The sequence below is a fragment of the Psychromonas arctica DSM 14288 genome (assembly GCF_000482725.1).
Lineage (GTDB): Bacteria > Pseudomonadota > Gammaproteobacteria > Enterobacterales > Psychromonadaceae > Psychromonas > Psychromonas arctica.
On the sequence record NZ_KI519486.1, the window covers coordinates 1 to 20412 of the forward strand.

16 protein-coding genes and 6 tRNA genes are annotated in these 20412 nt (G+C 37.9%); 16 read left to right on the forward strand and 6 right to left on the reverse strand.

Annotated elements, in window-relative coordinates:
- Positions 1-219: 219 nt before the first annotated feature.
- The 8 genes from H592_RS0119475 (at position 220) to H592_RS0119510 (ending at position 2851) form a co-directional block, all read left to right on the forward strand.
- A complete protein-coding gene (locus H592_RS0119475; protein ID WP_028870247.1) occupies positions 220-783 on the forward strand; it encodes a sigma-70 family RNA polymerase sigma factor in 564 nt (187 codons plus the stop codon).
- Complete coding sequence (locus H592_RS0119480) at positions 776-1528, forward strand: DUF3379 family protein (protein WP_028870248.1); 753 nt, start codon at positions 776-778, stop codon at positions 1526-1528. Before H592_RS0119475 ends, H592_RS0119480 begins: the two co-directional genes overlap by 8 nt.
- A 295-nt stretch (positions 1529-1823) precedes the next feature.
- Positions 1824-1899: transfer RNA gene (locus H592_RS0119485), tRNA-Asn, on the forward strand.
- 143 nt (positions 1900-2042) lie between these two features.
- Positions 2043-2118, forward strand: a tRNA-Asn gene (locus H592_RS0119490).
- 143 nt (positions 2119-2261) lie between these two features.
- Positions 2262-2337 (forward strand) — tRNA-Asn (locus H592_RS0119495).
- A 142-nt stretch (positions 2338-2479) separates the two neighbouring features.
- Positions 2480-2555: transfer RNA gene (locus tag H592_RS0119500), tRNA-Asn, on the forward strand.
- Between the two features lie 82 nt (positions 2556-2637).
- Positions 2638-2726, forward strand: a tRNA-OTHER gene (locus H592_RS0119505).
- Between the two features lie 38 nt (positions 2727-2764).
- A tRNA-OTHER gene (locus H592_RS0119510) sits at positions 2765-2851 on the forward strand.
- A 440-nt stretch (positions 2852-3291) separates the two neighbouring features.
- Here H592_RS0119510 and H592_RS0119515 read toward each other — a convergent pair.
- From H592_RS0119515 to H592_RS0119525, 3 genes are read right to left on the reverse strand one after another with little or no spacing between them, the layout of a single operon-like run.
- A complete protein-coding gene (locus H592_RS0119515; protein WP_028870249.1) occupies positions 3292-4353 on the reverse strand; it encodes a FecCD family ABC transporter permease in 1062 nt (353 codons plus the stop codon).
- Entirely contained in the window at positions 4353-5330 is a 978-nt protein-coding gene (locus tag H592_RS0119520; protein ID WP_028870250.1) for an ABC transporter substrate-binding protein, read from the reverse strand. The genes H592_RS0119515 and H592_RS0119520 overlap by 1 nt, the downstream gene beginning before the upstream one ends.
- Before the next feature lie 6 nt (positions 5331-5336).
- Positions 5337-6197 carry an ABC transporter ATP-binding protein gene (locus H592_RS0119525; RefSeq protein WP_051369277.1) on the reverse strand — a complete coding sequence of 287 codons (861 nt, stop codon included), beginning with the start codon at positions 6195-6197 and terminating at the stop codon, positions 5337-5339.
- 375 nt (positions 6198-6572) lie between these two features.
- Here H592_RS0119525 and H592_RS0119530 point away from each other — a divergent pair, with 375 nt between their 5' ends.
- The 4 genes from H592_RS0119530 (at position 6573) to H592_RS0119545 (ending at position 12625) form a co-directional block, all read left to right on the forward strand.
- Entirely contained in the window at positions 6573-7790 is a 1218-nt protein-coding gene (locus H592_RS0119530) for an ammonium transporter (protein WP_028870252.1), read from the forward strand.
- A 186-nt stretch (positions 7791-7976) separates the two neighbouring features.
- Positions 7977-8603: a uracil phosphoribosyltransferase gene (gene upp, locus H592_RS0119535; RefSeq protein ID WP_028870253.1), complete on the forward strand. Its 627-nt coding sequence runs from the start codon at positions 7977-7979 to the stop codon at positions 8601-8603.
- A 126-nt stretch (positions 8604-8729) separates the two neighbouring features.
- The gene (locus H592_RS0119540) at positions 8730-10004 is read left to right on the forward strand and encodes a uracil-xanthine permease family protein (protein WP_084296345.1); all 1275 of its coding nucleotides are present in this window, start codon (positions 8730-8732) and stop codon (positions 10002-10004) included.
- Positions 10005-10210: 206 nt separating this feature from the next.
- Positions 10211-12625, forward strand: a complete 2415-nt coding sequence (locus H592_RS0119545) for a DNA polymerase II (protein WP_028870255.1) — start codon at positions 10211-10213, stop codon at positions 12623-12625.
- Between the two features lie 265 nt (positions 12626-12890).
- Here H592_RS0119545 and H592_RS0119550 read toward each other — a convergent pair whose 3' ends face one another.
- Positions 12891-13943: an aldo/keto reductase gene (locus H592_RS0119550; protein ID WP_028870256.1), complete on the reverse strand. Its 1053-nt coding sequence runs from the start codon at positions 13941-13943 to the stop codon at positions 12891-12893.
- Positions 13944-14306: 363 nt separating this feature from the next.
- On the opposite strand from H592_RS0119550, the gene H592_RS0119555 reads away from it, so the two are divergent.
- Positions 14307-14543, forward strand: coding sequence for a PA3496 family putative envelope integrity protein (locus H592_RS0119555; protein ID WP_028870257.1), 237 nt, complete (start codon positions 14307-14309; stop codon positions 14541-14543).
- 527 nt (positions 14544-15070) lie between these two features.
- Complete coding sequence (locus H592_RS0119560; protein ID WP_028870258.1) at positions 15071-15622, forward strand: NADPH-dependent FMN reductase; 552 nt, start codon at positions 15071-15073, stop codon at positions 15620-15622.
- A 147-nt stretch (positions 15623-15769) separates the two neighbouring features.
- On the opposite strand, the gene H592_RS0119565 is transcribed toward H592_RS0119560, so the two are convergent.
- Positions 15770-16336, reverse strand: coding sequence for a hypothetical protein (locus H592_RS0119565; protein WP_028870259.1), 567 nt, complete (start codon positions 16334-16336; stop codon positions 15770-15772).
- A gap of 279 nt (positions 16337-16615) precedes the next feature.
- On the opposite strand from H592_RS0119565, the gene H592_RS22900 reads away from it, so the two are divergent.
- Both H592_RS22900 and H592_RS0119575 read left to right on the forward strand, forming a co-directional pair.
- On the forward strand, positions 16616-18547 hold the full coding sequence (locus tag H592_RS22900) for a DNA topoisomerase III (RefSeq protein ID WP_037072304.1): 1932 nt from the start codon (positions 16616-16618) through the stop codon (positions 18545-18547).
- A 197-nt stretch (positions 18548-18744) separates the two neighbouring features.
- Positions 18745-19527 (forward strand): TSUP family transporter, encoded by a 783-nt coding sequence (locus tag H592_RS0119575; protein ID WP_028870260.1) that lies wholly within the window; start codon positions 18745-18747, stop codon positions 19525-19527.
- Here the strand turns inward: H592_RS0119575 and H592_RS0119580 are convergent.
- Positions 19478-20323, reverse strand: coding sequence for a LysR family transcriptional regulator (locus H592_RS0119580; protein ID WP_028870261.1), 846 nt, complete (start codon positions 20321-20323; stop codon positions 19478-19480). The genes H592_RS0119575 and H592_RS0119580 overlap by 50 nt on opposite strands.
- Between the last annotated feature and the right edge of the window lie 89 nt (positions 20324-20412).

The window sequence follows — 20412 nt, forward strand, 5'->3', positions numbered from 1 at the left end:
GGTGTCATGGATATAAGTGCTGCAGTTATTTGGTTAAGGTTTTGAACGAACGATTTAGTATTCATAGTCTTTACCTTTAATACGTTATGATCACTTATAAGTATAGACAACAATTAACAGGAACAGAGCCAAACATTCAATGTTACTGACTGTATCGATAGCTTTATACTGAGCTATAAAGCTAAAGAGTGTAGAACAAAATGAGTATTAAGGAAAAAAATGAATTTTTTTACATCAAAACGAAATAAAAGTTCATCGTCTGCGGTCTATAAGGATATGGACAGAAAACAAAAAAGATATGAATCATTAGTGAACGTATACAGTGCAGATTTGTACCGTTATGCGTTTTGGGTTTGCCGTGATCCTGAGGTTGCTCAAGATCTAGTGCAAGAAACTTGCCTGCGAGCGTGGAAAAGCATAGATAGCTTATTAGATGATAAATCAGCTAAAGCATGGTTATTTACTATTTTACGCCGTGAAAACGCAAGGCGTTTTGAGCGAAAACAATTGTCTTTAGTCGATATTGACGACTATGAAATCGCAGCAGAAGAAAATAATAGCCCCTATGATAAGGAGTTAATTCAGCAAAAAATTGCTGCTTTGCCATCAGATTATAGAGAGCCATTGTTATTGCAGTTAATTGCTGGTTTTACTGCTGAAGAAATAGCGACTCAATTGGACTTAAATAAAAACACAGTCTTAACACGGTTATTTAGAGCAAAAAATCTGCTTAAAACTAACTTGAAAGTTGAAATTAATAATAACGGAGAAGCGCATGGATGATATTTTATTCCGGCATACTGCGATAGCGACACCTAATGATAAAAGCGATGCGTTTTTATCTCGAGCTGCAGCTTCTGATTGTGCTAAAAATTTAGTTGAAGAATCGAAAGCCTTTGATAAATTATTGAAAGATAGTTTGCAAATTGAAGTGCCAAGTGATCTTACTGATAAAATCTTATTAGAGCAAAGTTTTGCGCTAGAACACGATAAAACGGTTAGTGCGCGTTGGCATATAGGTATTGCTGCTTCAATTGCATTTATTATTGGTATTAGTGTGCCAATGGTGGGGGAGCAATTAACAAATTCAACAACACCTATTAATAGTGCTCAGCTTGTACATACACCTTCTGATATTGGTAGTGTTGCATTGCAGCATGTTAAGCAAGAATATTTCTTAACTGCAAAAGCAAATGAAAATGCGACGTTACAAAGTGTGAATGCGAAATTAGCGATATACGGTGCAAAAGCGACAGATAGTTTTGGTGAAGTGTTATTTGTTAATTATTGTAGTTTTGAAGGGACTTCTGCATTACATATGATCTTAAAAGGTGAAAAAGGACGTATTACTGTTTTTGTGGTTCCTGAAGATGCAGGGTTTAAGCCTTCCTCTTCATTTAAAGACCAGCACTTAAAAGGAATTTCTGAGCATATCGGTAAGGCAAGCCTTGTTATTGTTGGCGAGCAAGATGAACCTCTTGAAATGATGAAAGAGAAACTAGCTGGCAGCATTAAGTGGGATATCTGATTTGTTTTAATTATGAGCAAAAAAGGGCTAATTAACAAATAACGAACATTGGTTGCTTGATTTATCAGCAACCAATTTTTTTATCGGCCTTTTTTGTTGACATGCGGAAACGCAAAAAATATACTGCGCCCGTCTTTAACGAGACTGAAAAAATAAACGCTAGTTAGACTATCAATTAATAAATCAATTGATATGATAGTAAGTTATAAAATTATATCTCCTCTATAGCTAAGTTAGTAGGGCGATAGAGACACTGTTAATTCGTATTTAGATTTAATAGTGAGAAAGTTACAATTCCTCTTTAGCTCAGTTGGTAGAGCAACGGACTGTTAATCCGTGTGTCGCTGGTTCAAGCCCAGCAAGAGGAGCCACATTTAGTTAAGCCTTCGAGTTTAACAAGTCTACAGGTTGTAAACTTGATGACTTAAAAAGTTAATTCCTCTTTAGCTCAGTTGGTAGAGCGATAGAGATACTGTTAATCCGTATTTAGATTTTTCAGTAAGAAAGTTTCAATTCCTCTTTAGCTCAGTTGGTAGAGCAACGGACTGTTAATCCGTGTGTCGCTGGTTCAAGCCCAGCAAGAGGAGCCACATTTAGTTAAGCCTTCGAGTTTAACAAGTCTACAGGTTGTAAACTTGGTGACTTAAAAAGTTAATTCCTCTTTAGCTCAGTTGGTAGAGCAATAGAAACACTGTTAATCCGTATTTAGATTTCTCAGTGAGAAAGTTACAATTCCTCTTTAGCTCAGTTGGTAGAGCAACGGACTGTTAATCCGTGTGTCGCTGGTTCAAGCCCAGCAAGAGGAGCCACATTTAGTTAAGTTTGATTATATCGAACATAACGAGTCTGATAATTGAAGACTTAAAAGAACAATTTCTCTTTAGCTCAGTTGTTAGAGCGATAGAGACACTGTTAATTCGTATTTAGATTTAATAGTGAGAAAGTTACAATTCCTCTTTAGCTCAGTTGGTAGAGCAACGGACTGTTAATCCGTGTGTCGCTGGTTCAAGCCCAGCAAGAGGAGCCACATTAAAAAGCCTGAACACATTGTTCGGGCTTTTTTTTATCTAAAATTTATGATCTACTTATACATTAGCAAAATAAGGAATTCCTCTTTAGCTCAGTTGGCAGAGCAACGGACTGTCCTGTTTATAAGGTATAGCGTGTGTCGCTGGTTCAAGCCCAGCAAGAAGAGCCACATTAAAAGCTGCCAGAATAGGCTAGTCAAAAAGCAATCCCTCTTTAGCTCAGTTGGTAGAGCAAGACTGTCCTGTTTTAGATATATAGCGTGTGTCGCTGGCTCAAGCCCAGCAAGAGGAGCCACATTTAGTTAAGCCTTCGAGTTTAGCAAGTCTAAAGGTTGTAAAACTTGGTGACTTAAAAAGTTAATTCCTCTTTAGCTCAGTTAGTAGAGCAACGGACAGCCCTGTTTTAGAGGTACAATGACATCTATTATCTATTCACCTTAATTGAGTTGGAAATAAAGTACCTATCGTTAATCCAAAATTAACGATAGGTTATTACCTCATTCTGAAGACGTTACCCTTTAATAGAGCTTATCATCATTAATCTTGCTCTTTTGCATGTGCAGCTATTTATGAGGTATAACCTGTTAAGTGTCGATTGGGTTTTAAATAAAAAGCATGCAATATTAATTACTGATTGGCTGATTGACCATGAGTGATGAAGTTATTTAATTCAGTTTAGAAATTAATAAGCTTGCTAAAACATGATTTAACAACTTCAATTTTATTTATGTTCTTTTAGAAAGCTACATTACGACGTTGTCGCATTAAAAAGACAAAAGCGATACCGCCAGCTAAACCCGTTAAAATACCAATAGGCATATCTTCTGGTGGAATAATAATTCTTGCTACTATGTCTGCAAAGACTAAAAATAGCGCACCTAATAAAGCTGATAACGGTAGAATTTTACGATAGTCACCACCCACTAACAAACGGACGATATGCGGTACCATTAGGCCTACAAAGCCTATCACGCCTGAGAAAGCCACTGCAGCGCCCGTTAGCAGTGCACAAACCACAATGACGATTAAGCGGAAGCGTTGTACAGGCACACCTAAGGTACTCGCCGTTTCATCGCCTAGCATCATGGCATTTAGGTATCTTGCTTTATAAATAAGGTAGCTTGCCCCTAGTAATAAAGTAATAAATGGAAACCAAAGTTGATTCCATTGTGCTAATCCTAATCCACCCAACATCCAAAAAATAACTGTATGTGATGCGCGGTGGTCGCCCATGAAGATAAATAAGTTACCTAATGCGGTGAGTACAAATGCTACCGCGACACCTGCAAGCACTAATCTACCTGCGCTGTTAGCCATAGAGAAGTTAGCCACGCCTAATACTAAAAACATAGCAAACAAAGCACCAATAAAGGCGAATACAGGCACGGTGACTAATCCTAAAATCATACCGGTATGTAACAACGCAATAATAGCGCCTAAAGCTGCTCCAGAAGAAATTCCCAATAAATGTGGATCTGCGAGCGGGTTTCGTGTGATCGATTGTAATGCTGCACCAACCACAGCAAGCGTAGCCCCTACAGTAGCGGCTAGAATAGTGCGTGGGAAACGGACTGCCCACACAATATTTTCACGTCCTATGGACCAATTAGGTAAACTATTGGAAAAGGATAGCTTATGAGCAATTACTCCCCACACTGTTGATTGTGAAATAGGTACAGAGCCAACACCAATTGCGATACCCATGGAGATAATGAGTAGTCCAGCTAAGCCTACTAATAGCAAACCTAATGGTATATTTGAAAAGCTTAGCTTTTTAGATGAAGGTAGCTTTTTCATTATTCCGTTCTAAACGCTTTAGCTAAACGTTTGATAGCTTGAATATTTCTTGGTCCTGGTGTTGCTTCAACATATTCTAAAATAACAAAACGATTATTTTTTACAGCGGGGATATCTTTAAGCCCCGAATGGTTACGCAGAAAATCAATTTTTTGCTGTGCGGTTACGTCACCGTAATTCACAATCGTGATAACTTCCGGTGCTCGGTCAATAACAGATTCCCAGCCGACTTGTATCCAACTTTTTTGTACATCATCAATAATGTTTTTACCGCCAGCTGCCTCAATTAATGCCGTTGGCATACCGTGCATTCCTGACGTAAAAGGTTGCTCCTCACCTGAGTCATAGACGAATACTTTGGTCGGATGATCAAGTGGTGCTAAATTAGCTTGGAAGTCTTTTAATTCTTTTTTATAGCCTGCAACTAGTTTACTAGCGCGTTCTTCAACATTAAAAATATGACCTAGATTGGTTAAGTCATTATAAAGATCATTGATTGAGACTTTAGGCTTCTTCATAATATGAATACAACTTTCACTTAATTCATAAACTTTTATACCTAACGGCGCTAGCGTATCTGGAGTAACACCTCCACCAACACGCATGCCATAGTTCCAACCTGCAAAATAGAAGTCAGTGTCCGCACCAAGTAACACCTCTTTACTTGGATACTTAGGTGAAAGCTCTGGTAATTCACCGATGCCAGCACGTAAAACCGGATCGAGTGTTTTCCAACCTGAAATGCCCGTTACCCCGACCATATTCTCTTGTAAACCAAGTGCTAACATCATTTCTGTCAAATTCACATCATTTGAAACCGCTGCCTTTGGCTTATGGTCAAAAGTGACAACACGATCGCAGCTTTCAACATTAATAGGATAATGTTGTTCATCGCTCTGCGCTGCATATACGGTATTGGCTAACAAGCTTGTTAATATAATGGCAGTATATTTGAATTGGGCATTAACGTGAACCATGGTTAATTAATCCTGTTGGTTATTCGTATAAAAAGAAAATCGCGGGCGTTGTGTTATCGGATGCTGGTCAATAATGGTTTTAACTTCAAATACATGTTCAATTTGTTGTTCTGTAAACGCTTCATTTGCTGCAGAGTAATCTTGCATCTGTCCATCTTTCATTACGAGCACGCGATCTGCATAAGCGGCTGCTAGGGATAAATCATGCAAAGAGACGATGATAGTACAAGGTAATGTTGAGAGTAACTCAAGGACTTCAAGCTGATGTCGAATATCTAAATGATTGGTGGGCTCGTCGAGGATTAGAATATCTGGCCCTTGGGCTAATGCTCGGGCAATCATAACACGTTGTCGTTCGCCGCCTGATAAAGAACTAAAGTTACGATCGATAAGGTGTGATAGATCTAATAACGCTAATACACTTTCAATGACCTCACTATCTTCTTTGGTACGTTTCCAACTGGTTGATTTAGGGGTTAACCCAATTTCAACCATTTCAAACACACTTAAACCAAATTCTGCACTGGTGTCTTGTAATACTGTCGCAATACGTTGAGCGCAAGTACGAGCTGTTAACCTCCAAATATCCTTGCCATCCATTAAAACTTGGCCGGAAGAAGGTTTGTTAACACGGTATAAGCAACGCAACAAACTGGTTTTACCTGAACCATTAGGGCCCACTACAGCAACAAACTCAGCTGGGTTAACGGTAATGCTAATAGGATGAAGTAATGGCATCTGTCTATAAGGGGACCAAGCTAGATTGTTCAATTCAAACGAAGCAGGTTTACACGCTGTAAAGCACGATAATGATGTTACATCTACAGCGCTATTTTTGTCGTTATTCGGTAATGGATTATGTGGCAAAGCAGTAGAGTCCTATAACGAGCAACGTATGAAAAATTCTATCTTTAAAAGTGTATTAATATTAAATAGGACTATACGTAAGGCCTTTTATATAAACAAGTAAAGAACCTTGAGTAATTTTCATTATCGGTTGAAATTAATCAATATGAGTATGTTGAAGGAAAAATTGATGTTTTTCATTTAATGTAAACTTAAGATAAGCAAATATATCTTTTTTATAAACCTTATTGTTTAGCTGTTTTTTTGTTCTATTTTTATCACTAATATTGATTTATGGTCAAACAAACTGCGAATATAGCCATAAAAATATGTTAACTAGCTTGCTGATCGGTTAAGGTTCTGTTGAATTTTTTTAAGGACTTTAGAGAGGGATTTATGGAGTCAGTACAAAACCATGTTACTGCATTAATTAGTAGTGCAGATACATTATTTATTTTATTAGGCGCAATCATGGTTTTTGCCATGCATGCGGGATTTGCTTTTTTAGAAGTAGGCACCGTGCGCCATAAAAACCAAGTTAACGCCTTGGTTAAAATCATGTCTGACTTTGGAGTGTCAGCATTGGTTTATTTCTTTTTTGGTTATTGGCTAGCTTACGGTGTGACCTTTTTTGATGGTGCTGCTGTTTTAGCTGAAAATAACGGATATGAGTTAGTTAAATTTTTCTTCCTAATGACCTTTGCCGCTGCTATTCCTGCGATTATTTCGGGTGGTGTTGCTGAACGTGCTAAGTTTAATCCTATGCTGATTGCAGCCGCGCTTTGTGTTGGCCTGGTTTACCCTTTCTTTGAAGGTCTTATGTGGAATGGTAACTATGGTTTCCAAGATTGGTTAACAGCTAACTTTGGTGCTGCCTTTCATGATTTTGCTGGCTCTATTGTAGTGCATGCAGTGGGTGGGTGGATTGCTTTTGCTGCCATTATTGTTTTAGGTAGCCGTAATGGTCGTTATCGCAACGGTAAAGTCGTGGCGTTTGCACCATCTAATATTCCATTACTTGCCTTAGGTGCTTGGATACTGTCTATTGGCTGGTTTGGTTTTAATGTTATGTCTGCACAGGCCATTGAAGGTATTAGTGGTTTAGTAGCAATGAACTCATTGATGGCGATGGTTGGTGGTATTATTAGCTCGTTAGTTATTGGTAAAAAAGATCCTGGTTTCATCCATAATGGACCATTAGCCGGCTTAGTCGCAGTGTGTGCAGGTTCTGATTTAATGCATCCTATTGGTGCACTAATGACTGGATTAGTCGCTGGTGGTTTATTTGTGTGGTTATTTACCTACGTACAAAATAAATTTTCGAATTTTGATGATGTGCTAGGTGTGTGGCCATTACATGGTATTTGCGGTTTATGGGGTGGTATCGCTGCGGGTATTTTTGGTCTTGAAAGCTTTGGTGGTTTAGGTGGTGTGACCTTTATGAGTCAATTCATTGGCTCTATTACAGGCGTAGTGTTTGCAGTTGTTGGTGGTTTCGTCGTTTATAAAGGGGTTAATGCCATCATGCCTATTCGTCTTAGTGAAGAAGATGAATTTAATGGTGCAGATGTCGCCATTCATAAAATTGGTGCAACCAACCTGAATAATAATTAATTATATGATTATTAATCTACAGGCTAAGAAGTGATTCTTAGCCTTTTTTTTAAATTTTTTATTCTTTATTTTTTATTTTTTAAAACAACTGCGCATTTTCAATTTATAATGACGCAAAACATTATCCTAATATATTTAGCTGTTATTATTAGCCAATTTTTAATTATACCCTTTTGGAGAAATATCATGAAAGTAGTTGAAGTAAAACATCCTCTTATCCAACATAAATTAGGTTTATTACGTGAAGCGGATATTAGTACCAAACGTTTTCGTGAGTTAGCGCGTGAAGTTGCCAGTTTATTAACCTATGAAGCGACTAAAGACTTAGAACTAGAAACAGTGACAATCCAAGGTTGGGAAGGTGAGTTAGAAGTTCAACAAATTGCCGGTAAAAAAGTCACTGTTGTGCCTATCTTACGTGCGGGTTTAGGTATGATGGATGGTGTTTTAGATTATATCCCAAGTGCAAAAGTCAGTGTGGTGGGTATTTATCGAGATGAGGAAACATTAGAGCCTGTTCCTTATTTCCAAAAATTAGTGAGCCAAATTGACCAACGTTTAGCATTAGTCGTTGACCCAATGCTAGCAACAGGCGGTTCAATGATATCAACACTAGACCTGATTAAAGAAAGCGGTTGTACCAATATTAAGGTCCTAATTTTAGTGGCTGCCCCTGAAGGTTTAAAAGCACTAGAAGCCGCACACCCAGATATCGAAGTTTATACGGCTTCTATCGATTCACATTTGAATGAAAGTGGTTATATCGTCCCTGGTTTAGGTGATGCAGGTGACAAAATATTTGGTACTAAATAAAGACTAAACAGTCACTTTCAAGCATGTTGAGTATGTTGACTTGACGTTTTTATTGATGAAAACATTTAAGTCAACGTGCTCATAAAAGTAAGCTTTACGATTTCAAATTATTAAAGGGAATTATTCATGTCTGACATCGCCTCAGAAGAACAATCCAAACAACCTGAGCAAGATATTACTGCCAATCTTAACGTATTTCAGCAACTACTTGCTGGTTCTCAAATGTTATTTGTTGCCTTTGGTGCATTGGTTTTAATGCCATTGATCACTGGCTTAGATCCTAATGTCGCGTTATTTACTGCAGGTATTGGTACACTATTATTTCAGTTAGTGACGAAAGGACAAGTACCTATTTTTTTAGCTTCTTCTTTTGCATTTATTGCACCTATTGCTTATGGCGTTCAAACTTGGGGTATTCCAGCGACTATGTCTGGTTTATTTGCCGCAGGTGTTGTTTACATGCTGATGTCTTATGCAGTAAAACTTAAAGGTGTTGATTTTATTCATCGATTATTACCGCCTGTGGTAGTTGGCCCTGTGATCATGGTGATTGGTCTTGGCCTTGCCCCTGTTGCTGTTAATATGGCGTTGGGTAAAACGGGTGATGCAAGTATGGTATTGATTGAACAAAATACCGCGATGATTATCTCTTTTGCTTCTTTAATTACCACGCTATTAGTATCAACCTTAGCAAGAGGGATCTTTAAATTAGTCCCTATTTTTTGTGGTGTAATTGTTGGTTATTTATTATCACTATTTTTTGGTATTCTAGATTTCAGTGCCATTTATGAAGCTGATTGGTTAAGTGTCCCACAGTTTGTTACACCCGAGTGGAATTGGCATGCCGTGTTATTCATGATCCCAGTCGCGATAGCGCCAGCCGTCGAACATGTGGGCGATATTCTTGCTATCAGTAACGTTACTGGTAAAGACTACCTTAAAAAACCAGGATTACATCGTACTCTGTTTGGGGATGGTATTGCGACCAGTGCTGCTTCGTTATTTGGTGGTCCACCTAATACCACTTATTCAGAAGTAACTGGCGCGGTCATGCTAACACGTAACTTTAATCCAAAAATAATGATGTGGGCTGCTGTCATTGCCATTTTATTAGCCTTTGTTGGTAAATTTGGTGCTGTATTGCAAACCATACCTGGTGCAGTCATGGGCGGTATAATGATGTTGTTATTTGGTACGATCGCTTCTGTGGGTTTAAATACAATGATCCGCCATCGCGTTGATCTCTCACAGCCACGTAATATGTGTATTGTTTCAGTGACCTTGGTGTTTGGCATTGGCGGTATGGCATTGGGTATTGGTTCGTTCAGCCTACAAGGTGTGAGCCTCTGCGGTATAGTCGCCATTTTACTGAATTTGTTATTACCTCGTCATCGAGCGTAGTTTTAAATGGTTTCAGTATCGATGCTTTGAAGCATTTTCACGTACTATTCACACGTAATAGCATGCAATATGACATCTAAAAAGAGGCTGAGTATCAGCCTCTTTTTTTGCCCTGTTTTTTTCCTTTAAATTGGACACTATGCTTTGTTTTTAATTACTTTTATTAAGCGGTAACGTTTACGTTGAAACTATCCTAAAATAGCAACATGACAGAATCTTCTATTATCTCTCTATCCGGTTTAATTCTATCGCGTCAACAAGTTGAGACGGCGAATGGTGTCGATCTTATTTTTTGGTTAAGCACCGAACGTGGTCCTTGCCGACTTGTGGTGCCACAACAACGTTATGTATTTCTGATTGAACAGGATCAACTTGAGCAAGCTGAACAAGTTTGGAAACAAGAAAACTGTCAGCCTAATTTTATTCGTCCGCTTGATATTAAAACCTTTAATGGCAAAAAAGTGTGTGCTATTTACACCGTTAAACAACAACTTCATAAATGGTGTCAATTAGCATTAATGCAACAAAACATTGCCACCTATGAAGGAGATATTAAACTCAGCGATCGATTTTTAATGGAGCGTTTCATCTATGGTTTGGTGAAAATTTCTGGTCAAATTGAATGGTTAGGAAAGTATTGGTCTTGTCAGCAAGCAACGGTATCTAGTGAAATTAATCCCGATGTTATCAGTGCCAATACAACCTTAAATATGGTGTCACTCGATGTCGAATGTAGCCCGCAAAGTGAGCTGTATAGTATTGCATTGAGCATGCATAATGTAGGCGACAAAAAGCAAGCACACCATACGGTATTGATGATAGGAAGGCCTCAAGCTGCTAATGATATTAATATCATTTGGGTTAAAGATGAACGGTCATTATTATTGCAATTAATTACTTGGTTTGATCAATATGATCCCGATGCGATCATTGGCTGGGCAGTTGCTAACTTTGATATGCGTTTATTAGCGCAACGTGCTCAAATTCTTAATGTCCCGTTAACCATTGGCCGAGATGGTAGTGCATTAAAATGGTTAACCCATAGAGATGATCCCGATAGTGGCTCAGTCATACTGAACGGGCGTGTGGTGTTAGACGGTATCGACGCATTAAAGAATGCCAGTCTACATTTTGAAAGCTATAGCTTGGAGTTTGTCAGTCAGAGTTTATTCGGTGAAGGTAAGTTAATTGAAACCAATAGTGACAAAGGGCTAGAGATTAAACGCCAATTTGAGCAAGAGCCCGTTACACTTGCACGTTATAACTTGCAGGACTGTTTATTAGTTGAACGCATTTTTGAAGATAAACAACTCGCAGAATATACGATCCAGCGAGCACGATTAACAGGACTTGCTTTGGATAGAAGGGGGGCGTCAGTTGCCGCCTTTACTAATCTATATTTACCATTATTACATCGTAGTGGTTATATCGCGCCCAATCTAGGAGATGTTCAAGCACAACACTCTCCCGGTGGATTTGTGATGGATTCGATCCCTGGGTTATATGAATGGGTGCTAGTACTCGATTTTAAATCGCTTTATCCAAATATCATTCGTAGCTTTAAAATTGACCCAATGGGCATGATTGAAGGTTTATTAGCTCCTGAAGAAGAAACAATTCCTGGATTTAGAGGGGCCAGGTTTAGTCGAACTGAACATCATCTGCCTAGTTTATTAAACACATTAACCAGTGCGCGAGAACAAGCTAAAAAAGAAAAAAATAATGCGTTTCAGCATGCCATAAAAATTATTATGAACAGTATGTATGGGGTATTAGGATCTGCAGGTTGTCGGTTTCATGATACGCGCTTAGCGAGTTCAATCACCTTGCGTGGACATCAAATTATGCAACAAACTGCACGTTTTATTGAAAACAAAGGGCAAAAAGTCATCTATGGCGATACTGACTCCACTTTTGTCTACCTCAAAGATTGCAAAAATTTACAGCAAGCGAATCAAATTGGCCAACAACTCGCGTTGGATATCAATCAGTATTGGGCTGATTTATTACGTCTGGACTTTAATCTTGATTGCTTTTTAGAGATAGAATTTGAAACGGCTTTTTCTAAGTTTTTTATGCCTACCCTACGCGGCCAAGATACAGGTTCTAAAAAGCGTTATGCAGGGTTAACCGCCACTGAAAGTGGTGAAAAAATGGTATTTAAAGGGTTGGAAACCGTGCGCTCAGATTGGACTGAATTAGCGCAAACGTTTCAAAAAACGTTATATCAAAAAATATTTGCCGAGTTACCCGTTGAAGCATATATCACTGATACCATTGAGCAACTAAAACAAGGTTTGTTGGATGATAAGCTTGTCTATCATAAAAGACTACGTCGTCCTCTGGCTGATTATATTAAAAACATTCCCCCACAAGTACGTGCCGCACGACTAGCAGATCAACAAAATGCAGCGTTAGGGTTACCCCTACGCTATCAGCAACGCGGGCGCATTGGTTATTTATTAACAGTAAATGGGCCAGAATCGCAAGAATATTGTCATTCTGATATTGATTATCAGCAGTACATTGATAAACAGCTAAAACCTATTGCAGAGGCAATTTTGCCTGTATTAGGTAAAGATTTTAATATGATAACGTCGGATCAAATGTCTCTATTTTAACCAACGAGAATGATCAGCTATTTAGCTTAAATGGTATTCTTAGGCCTGTTAGCTTGTGCTTAACACAACGGTTATCAAGACTAAGTGCCAACGTTAAACATCAAAAGTAGAAGGTGAGCTATCCCGACTATTATCAAATACAGTGGGAAGTGAAGTAATAAAAGTGCCGAAGTGTTTGCTGTCAGCTTCGGCACTGATTTAGGCATGTTTAATAGGCTAATTTAGCCTACTTATTTGTTATTATAGAGGCTGGTGTTATTCATTCTTAATAAGGCGCAGGGTACTTTTTAAATACTGCGCTGATATCACTTAACGCTTGTTCAGATAAAGGCGCTTTAAATGCTTCGATGTTCTCTTTTAATTGCGTCATTTTAGTCGCGCCAATAATGGTCGACGTTACACCATCTATTTGGTCGCACCACTTCAAGGCCAATTGTGCCGTGGTCATGCCATTCTGATGGGCAATGTCTTGATAAGCTTTTACCGCTGCTTCACTTTCAGGCGTATCTCTAAATAAACCATTACGTTGCTTAATGCTCCAACGGCTGCCTGCTGGACATTGTCCATCTAAATATTTGCCACTTAGCATGCCTGTTGCCAATGGTGACCAAGGTAAGTACGCGATATCTTCATGTACACAGTTTTCGATTAAATATGGCCAATCTTTGGCATGTAATAAATTGAACTCATTTTGAATAGATACCATACGCGGTAAGTTATGTTGTTCACTAAGTTTTAAGAAGCTATTAATGCCCCAAGGTGTATCGTCTGATAAACCGCAGTATCTTATTTTCCCAGCTTTTACACACTTATCTAAACCTTGAAGTATATCGAGCATCGAATCTGTTTGTCGTGCTGTCTCGCTATCAGAAAATTTAAACGTATTAGGTGTGTGACGTCCAAAATGAGGAGACTGACGATTTGGCCAATGTAATTGGTAAAGATCAATGTAATCCGTTTGTAAGCGTTTTAAAGAGGCTTCTACTGAACTGATCACTGCTTCACCGGTTATATCGCCACCATTTCTTACCCAAGGTAGTCCTGAACCGGCAATTTTTGAAGCTAAAATGATATCTTTACGTTGACTGGCATTATTATTTAAATAATGGCCTATGATTGATTCTGTTTTTCCATATGTATCAGCAGAAGGAGGCACTGCGTACATTTCTGCGGTATCGATGAAATTAATACCCTGTGTTAATGCATAGGCTATTTGTTGGTCTGCATCTTGTTGATTATTCTGCAAGCCCCATGTCATGCTTCCTAAACAAATTCGAGAAACTGATTCATCACTACTGCCTAACGTTGAAAACTGCATACTCACCCTTTTATATCTTGAAAAAGACTCTTAATGTAACTGCTTATGAAGCTGTTGTATATTATCGAATAGGTGAAAAATAGAGTGATAATTATTATCGTCAATATTTTTTTATCATTAAATTGACTTAATCATCAAAAAAATGACTGGTTAATCTCATATTTTATAGAAAATGATTTTTAATCTTATTTTTTATGTAAATTTATATCGAATTATTTTAAATAATGAGTTAAAAAGAGTAGGTATGGTTTTTTATTTAATCGTAGATAAAAGTCTCCCGTACTTAATATTTAAAATTAGTTTTTTGTAGTTATAAATAAGCCTATAACGGCATAGCAATACTGTCATGATTGGAGAATTAAAATGGCACACTCAAATAGAAACTCTCTACAAACTGAAGATGAGACTCAAGATATCACTGATTTTTTTCCTGAAGATGATTGGGATGAAGAAAATGCATCGATGAAGAAAAAACAAGCATTATTAAATGATAGAAAAAGAGGCAAAGTTCGCCGTAGTATTGAAGAGTTAAAAGAAAGAAGACGTTTAAAAGAACTATTAGGTGATGATTACGACGACTTAGATTACTTAGATAGTTAACATATTTTTATAGATAAATTAATAATGTTGCTTTGTAACTTGCTTATAAAAAGTTAACTTCATTAAATATTAATGTTAGTGATTTAGCTTAGGTCAAAGTACGGGGCATATTATCCTTTTATCTGTTAAAAAGGGTTGATGGAAACATCAGCCTTTTTTTTACATTTTTCCTACTTGTTATGAGAATCTAGGATTCAATTGATTTCACAAACACCATTCTATGGTATTGAACTATTCCAGCACATTTTTCCATACCGCTTTGTTCTGCTTTGTTCTGTTTTCTTACTATTCATATGATTCTGCAATTGATGTCACTAAACCCGAGAGTAATTAGTATCAATCAGCCATACCAATTTAGCGCTGAATATGATCTAATATTGTTAGGAAAAAAATCAGTTAGTTATATATGAAAGAATAATTTATTAATAAAATTAATATACCTTAGCCTATTCCATTAATAGAGTCATTTTCGGTGTATTTTAATTATTATCCTCATTTAAAAAGTGATCATCAGTAAGGGATTCCGCATGAAAGTATTAGCATTGGCAGCCAGTAATTCAAAAAACTCAATGAATCGGAAGTTAGCAAACTACACCGCACATTTAATAGAAGGAGCTGAAGTTGAATTATTGGATCTTAATGATTTTGAAATGCCAATTTATAGTATTCAACGAGAAGTAGAGTTAGGAAAACCGCAACAGGCACAAGACTTTTACGACAAAATCACCGAAGCTGACGCCATTGTTATTTCTTATGCAGAGCATAACGGGTCATTTACAGCGGCTTATAAAAACCTTTTTGATTGGACCTCACGTATCGACATTAAAGTGTACCAAAATAAACCGATGTTAATGTTATCCGCTTCTCCTGGTCCTGGTGGAGCGGCATCAGTATTGGCCTCGGCGGTGGGATCTGCTCCTTATTTTGCAGCTGATCTAAAGGGTTCGCTGTCTATGCCAAACTTTTTTGATAACTATAATATTGAAACTCGTTCGGTAAAGAATAAAGAAATTGATGCCAAACTAAGAGACTTAGTCACACTGTTAGTTAATGATATAGGTGTTAGCACAGTAATGTGATTTTTATGTTTTGTTCCTGATAAAGATGCATTAATTTAATGCATCTTTACTGTGCTTATAATCTGAATAAGTACAGGGGTAAGTTATCTGTTTGTTGTGTGATCTTTGGGGTTATTTAAATTTTCGCATCGTAAAATTTTTATATCGTTAAATTTCATCAGACTCAAAAGCTTGATTTGCTTTATCAAAAGCATCACCTTTTTCTGGTGCATCGGACTCTTCAAATAATTTATCTAGCTTTTCACTGCCTTTTTGCCACAACTCTTTACTTGATTCTTTACCATCTTCCCAAAGGCCTTTACTGGTTTCTTTACTTTTATCCCAAATTTCTTTACTTTTTTCTTTGCTAGTTTCCCACATTTCCTGACTTGATTCAGTGCCTTCTTTCCATGCTTTGCTGGTGGTTTCTTTACCCGTCTCTAATGCATCTTGGCTTATTTTTTTACTTTTATCCCAGATCTCTTCACTGGACTTTTTAACTTCGTCCCAAGATTTAGTGGGCTCAGTTTTTTTGGCTGCAGAAGTTTTATATAGCGTCTCTGCGTCAATTACAGTATCCACCGTTGCTTTTGCGTGGCTTACTTGTTTGGTGCTTAATGGAGCGTCAAGCACTGCTACTGCAGAATCTTGGTTGATTTCATCGGCATTACAGGCCGCAACAAATAACACACTACATAGACATAATGATGATGTTACTTTTTTGGTTAGTTTCATATTTGGTTCTCTCGTTAAATTCGTTATCAAATATACTATTTCAATGTTTTTTAAAAATCTGTTTGGTTCATTCAAACAATGTCATTTAATCAATCTGGTGTTTTATTAAGGTAAGCATATGGCGATAATGCAAAGTAATACCAATCTTATAAAAGACACCTAGTTAAAAGTATTGCTTATTAGTCAAGCAATAGTGGACATAGTTGCAAATAAAAGCGACCAAGGCTTGAATTATGGGAACAGATAAAATACTGTCTATAAAAACAGTTGGAGTAAACGTTGAAACTATATATTGCTGAAAAACCTAGCCTAGGGCGTGCGGTTGCAGATGCATTACCTAAACCACATCGTAAAGCTGATGGTTGCATCTATGCTGGTAATGGTGATGTGGTGAGTTGGTGTATCGGGCATTTATTAACTCAAGTAGATCCTGAAGCCTATGACCCGAGCTTCAAGCAATGGAAGTTTGAACATTTACCGATCATTCCTGAACAATGGAAATTGAAGTCTGTTGCCAAAACCAGCAAGCAATTAAGTATTTTAAAAAAGTTAATTAAACAAGCTGACCAACTAGTGCATGTTGGGGACCCTGACCGCGAAGGTCAACTTTTGGTCGATGAAGTGATTCATTTTAGTGGTGTTAAAGGCAATAAATTAAAACAAGTTGAGCGTTGTTTAATAAGCGATTTAACCGTTAATGCGGTGAAACGTTCCATTCAAAATTTACGTTCAAACCAAGATTTTATTCCACTTTCAACTTCGGCATTAGCAAGAACGCGTGCCGACTGGTTGTACGGTTTAAATTTAACCCGTGCTTATACTTTATTAGCCCAAAAATCGGGTTATAAAGGGGTTATTTCAGTGGGGAGAGTACAAACGCCATTGTTAGGGTTAGTGGCAAGGCGTGATAAAGAGATTGAGCAGTTTGTCAGTAAACCTTTTTATGAAGTATTAGCGCATTTGATGGAAAATAAAAACACAGAGCAGGTATTTACGGCTAAATGGCAACCTAGTGAGGCTTGCGCTCCCTACCAAGATCCAGAAGGCCGAGTGCTGATCAAAGCATTGGCTGGAAATGTAGCGACTAGGATCACCGACCAACCTGCCACAGTATTAAGCTTTATTAATAAAAATAAAAAACAAGTTGCTCCATTGCCTTATAACTTATCTGGATTACAAATTGATGCCGCAAAACGTTTTGGATACAGTGCACAACAAGTCTTAGATGCAGCGCAAGCTCTCTATGAGCGCCACAAACTAATTACTTATCCGCGTTCAGATTCACGTTATTTACCGCGTAATCATCACCAACAAGCTAAATACGTTACTCAAGCTGTTGCAAATAATGAACCGTTATTGCATCAAGCTGTGCAGGATGCAAATCTGTCGATTAAAGGGCGGGCATGGAATGACAGTAAAGTAGATGCACACCATGCAATTATTCCAACGGATACTAAAAAATCCACTAGTTCGTTAGATATTGTTGCTAAAAATATTTATCAATTGGTTGCTCGTCAGTATCTCAGTCAATTTTATGATGATTATTGTTATGCTGAATGTGTTGCTGAGATTGAGATCAATAAAGGCCTGTTCATTAGTAAAGCCAAATCAAAACAAAGCGATGGTTGGAAGGTATTATTTCCCCAAAAAGAAACGGAAAATTTTTTACCGACATTAAAAAAAGGGCAAATATTATACTGTCAACGTGGTGAAGTCATTGATAAAAATACACAGCCTCCAGCTCATTTCACCGATGCAACTTTATTAGCCGCAATGAGTAATATTGCACGTTTTGTTAAAGATTCAGAACTTAAAAAAGTGCTTAAAGAAACCGATGGATTGGGCACTGAAGCAACAAGAGCTGGGATTATAGAGCTATTGTTTAAGCGCCAATTTTTACAGCGAATTGGTAAAACGATTCAGGCAACAGAGGTTGGTCGCAAGTTAATTGAGAGTTTACCGGATAGTTTGACGTTACCCGACATGACTGCGTTATGGGAAATGCAGTTAAATGCAATTAGCCAAAAGCAACAAAGTTATCAGGGGTTTGTGTTTCCGTTGCAGGATCAATTAGGCAGTATTATTAGCAAGGCAATTGTAGATGGCCCACAGGCATTAATTAATTTACCCGCTAGCCCTACAGGCTTTAAAAAATCATTTCGTAAAAAAAGAACCACAGGCGGTAAAGCGAGTCGCTTAAAAAAAGATTAAACAACGTTATTAGTAAAGGAGCTTAAACAAACAATCTTAATAAATTGTCAAAATAAACCACTTTAATAAGACGTCTAATATAACATAGACGACAAATGGACCTATGAAAAATAGGAATATATTAATTTCCATGCTTTTGCTCATCTAACCGCCTGCTCAATGTTATAGTCGCGGCCTTGATAATGATAAGGAAAAGTATGGAAATTTCACTAGAGGTCATGGCGTTTCTCGTTGCCGTTGCAACATTAGCCGGATTTATAGATGCGATGGCTGGTGGCGGGGGATTGTTGACCGTTCCTGCTCTACTCGCTGCAGGTATTCCACCTGCACAGGCATTAGCAACTAATAAACTACAAAGCTCTTTTGGAAGTTTCTCCGCAAGCTTATATTTTGTACGCACTGGCATTGTGCAGTTAAAACCGATGCGTTTACCTATTTTATGTACCTTTGCCGGTGCCGCAATCGGGGCTGAAATCGTACAGCATGTAAAAGCTGATTTATTACTAAGTATTATTCCAATTATTCTGATTGCGATTTCAAGCTACTTTCTTTTCTCTTCTTCAATCACGCCACATCCAGATGATAAACCGAAACTGTCAGAAACTGCCTTTGCTTTTGTGATTGGTGGGAGTGTGGGGTTTTATGATGGGTTTTTAGGTCCAGGCACGGGCTCTATTTTTACGGTCTGTTTTGTTGCACTAGGGCGTTACGGATTGATCGCAGCAACGGCACGTACCAAAGTGTTAAATTTCACCTCAAATATAGCTGCATTGCTGTTTTTTATTATTGCAGGATTACCAATATGGGAGTTGGGATTACTGATGGCAATAGGCGGCTTTTTTGGCGCGCGTTTAGGGGCAAAAGTGGTATTAGGTAATGGTCAAAAAATCATTCGACCATTGGTGATCATTATGTCGATGACTATGGCCATTAAGTTGTTATGGGAACAGCACTCGTTATGGCTTTTATCAATGTTTTAACTCTTTGGTTTTGATAATTATTAGGCCGCAAACAGATGTGTATTGGTCGATATAAAGGCCTTAACTGCTCAAAAGTAAAACAGTGCTTCGCTTCTATTTTCATGGCTTTAACAATAGAAAGCGGGACTAATGCAGGCGCGGTACCACCGAGTGCAAGTTGTGCTGAAGCGGTATAAGAGTCCATCTCCATTAATGGCTCAATACCTAATGTCGTTAATATATCTAATTGGTAACGGTTAGCTGGGTTCGATAGGTCATTGGTTAATATTTGCTTAGGCAGTGTTAATAATGCTGACTTGCTGACCAATACAAAAGGCTCTTGCCATAGACAAATCATTTTTAGTCCATGGTGTGCAGGGATCTGGCCTGCACAAAAGCCGATCGTTGCTTTACCGGATTGCACACGTTCAATGATTCTCGGGGTATGATGTGTGTTAATACGAATGGCGGCATCATGTTGACAATAATCCCCCATAATACTGGCAAGGTATCCTGCGACTAAGGTTTCCGAGCAAGCAAGTGAAATAATTGTTTCATCTTTTAACGTATTTTGTTCGTAAATACGTCCCTGTAATTCTTGAAATGTAGGTCCAATGCTAGCGATCAGCTCATTGGCTGCAGGTGTTAAGCGTACATGCCGGCCATCAGGTGCAATCAACTTTTTACCTAACTTCTTTTCTAATAATGCGATACGTTTGCTGACTGCAGACTGGCTAATATAAAGCTGACTACCTACTCGACTCATGGTTTTTTCATGGCTGAGCATTAACAAAGTTTCAATGCCTTCAAGTAACATAAGATAAAGGGACCTAATATTTAAACAATAGACTATCAATGCTTATTTGGAATAGGTGAAAATAATATCGTAAAAAATATCAACTAGCG